Below are 1,789 nucleotides of genomic sequence, written 5' to 3'. Positions count from 1 at the left end.
GAGGCGATGCGGACAGTTGTCAGCACGCGTCAGGGCGAAAGCCTCAGGCGGCCAAGCTCATGTCCCTCAGTGAGTTAAAGGATTCGAGTTGGGCGAAAACGGTGTTCCAAATCTCTCCCGTTGGGGACGCCAGCATTTCGTTGTAAACTACTGAATTAAAAGTACTTATCATGTTTTGAGGTGTTCACCTTAGGAGTGACCTAACGGGAGCTGCTTGGAACCACAGAAAGGCGACCCCGCAGTTCACCTCGGCGGCTCTGTGGCTCCTGTGCTCGTTGTCGCCTAGTGGCGCCCGGGCTGCGGTAGGCGCTCGAGCGCCGCCTGTTGATCGGCGGCGAAGGAAGAATCGGCGAAGCCGCTGTGGCGCCAGGACAGGAGGCGAGCTGCCGGAGCTGCCGACCCTCGAGACCCTGCGCCAGCGCGCCCGCGAGACTCTGGCCCAGACACCATCGCTCGACGACATCGTCGAGCGCGCCCGCGAGATCCTCGTCGACGGGATGCTCGAGAACTGGCAGCCGACCGCCGCCCAAGCACCGGCCTGACGGCCGATCAGGAGGTTCCGGGTTGGACTCCCCCTGGTAGCATGATCCTAAGCCTCTGACATGCAGCGATTTACGGCTCTCGTGAGTTGTCACCTTTCTTGTCGTCTCTGGCGTGAGTCAGCACAAAGTCAGCACCAGCGTGCCCGAACCCCGCTCTGAGGGGGCATTGGCTCCGGGTTTGTCTGACGTTAGACTCGCTCGCAAGAGAGCGATGACACGAACCGGGGACCGATGATGGACAAACCCCTTCTGGACGACAAGAACCAGCACCCCACCGAAGCGATCATCTTCCCCCTGATCGGCCGGTCCAAGGCCGGCTGGCGGGTGCTCTTCGACCATCTCGGCGACGCGCATCCGGACTTCGAGAGCACGTGGAGGTTCTACAAGGACGGCGGGCGCTGGCTGCTGAAGACGACCCGCAAATCGAAGACGATCTTCTGGCTGTCGGTGATGCCCAAGCACTTCGTCGTCACCTTCTACTTCGGGGACAAGGCCGAGCCGGCCATCCTCGAGAGCGCCCTCTCCGACCCGCTGAAGGACGCCTTTCGCAACGGCAAGCGCTACGGCAAAGTGCGCGGGCTCAGCATCGAGGTCCGGAAGAAGAGCGACGTCGCCGACATCCTGACGCTGATCGGGATCAGGCTGCGCGTCAGATGACCCTCGACCCGGCCCGCCGGCATGGGCTAGGCTCGGCCTCGTTCAGGCGAACGACCGCGGACCGAATCACCTCCGACACCCGACAGGCGGCGACCCCATGGCCTCAGCCCAGGCACCGCGGCCGTGAGCCCGACGAAAGCGGGCTTGATCTGCGAGGCTAGTGCCCGCTACGGCAAGATCGAAGACTCCGACTGCACTTGACGTTGGGGCGGCAGCGAGAGGCGTACCCCCCTCCCCCCGCGCTAGGGTCCCACGGGCGGGCGGCTCCGCAGCACGCACATGCGCGCCACCCGTCTCCCGTGAGCCCGATTTCCTAAGAGACAGGCACCGGAGCTTGCAGGAGAAGGCGACGAGAAACTCGTGACGGCAGTCCGGGCAGCGTACACGGGCGACGCCCTGGTCGAAGATGCCGCAGTCGAGGTAGCGGTGGACCGCCGGCTCGATGCAGTCTCGCAGGTAGCCGTGGGTGTGGCGGAAACGCTCCTCATGCACCTGGACGAAGTGCTCGAAGTGCCGGGCGAGGGCTCGAAGCTGGCGCGACCGTCTCAACTCTGAAGGTAAGAGACGGAATCGGCTGCCGCGAGCTTGCG

Annotated in this window: 2 protein-coding genes and 1 pseudogene; 2 read left to right on the top strand and 1 reads right to left on the bottom strand. The window is 64.2% G+C overall.

What is annotated here, in order from left to right:
- Positions 1–275 precede the first annotated feature (275 nt).
- Positions 276–542: a hypothetical protein gene (locus GY769_17170; GenBank protein ID MCP4203651.1), complete on the top strand. Its 267-nt coding sequence runs from the start codon at positions 276–278 to the stop codon at positions 540–542.
- A 231-nt stretch (positions 543–773) separates the two neighbouring features.
- On the top strand, positions 774–1,199 hold the full coding sequence (locus tag GY769_17165) for a DUF3788 family protein (protein ID MCP4203650.1): 426 nt from the start codon (positions 774–776) through the stop codon (positions 1,197–1,199).
- A 327-nt stretch (positions 1,200–1,526) separates the two neighbouring features.
- Here GY769_17165 and GY769_17160 read toward each other — a convergent pair.
- A pseudogene (locus GY769_17160) lies at positions 1,527–1,625 on the bottom strand (hypothetical protein).
- Positions 1,626–1,789 lie beyond the last annotated feature (164 nt).

This window comes from bacterium, from assembly GCA_024224155.1.
Classification (GTDB): Bacteria; Acidobacteriota; Thermoanaerobaculia; order Multivoradales; family JAHEKO01; genus CALZIK01.
This window is presented reverse-complemented; position numbering and strand designations above follow the sequence as displayed.

What these genes read in the sequence shown, in the direction of transcription:
- GY769_17165 (MCP4203650.1), top strand. Translation starts at nt 774, where the DNA reads ATGATGGACAAACCCCTTCTGGACGACAAGAACCAGCACCCCACCGAA.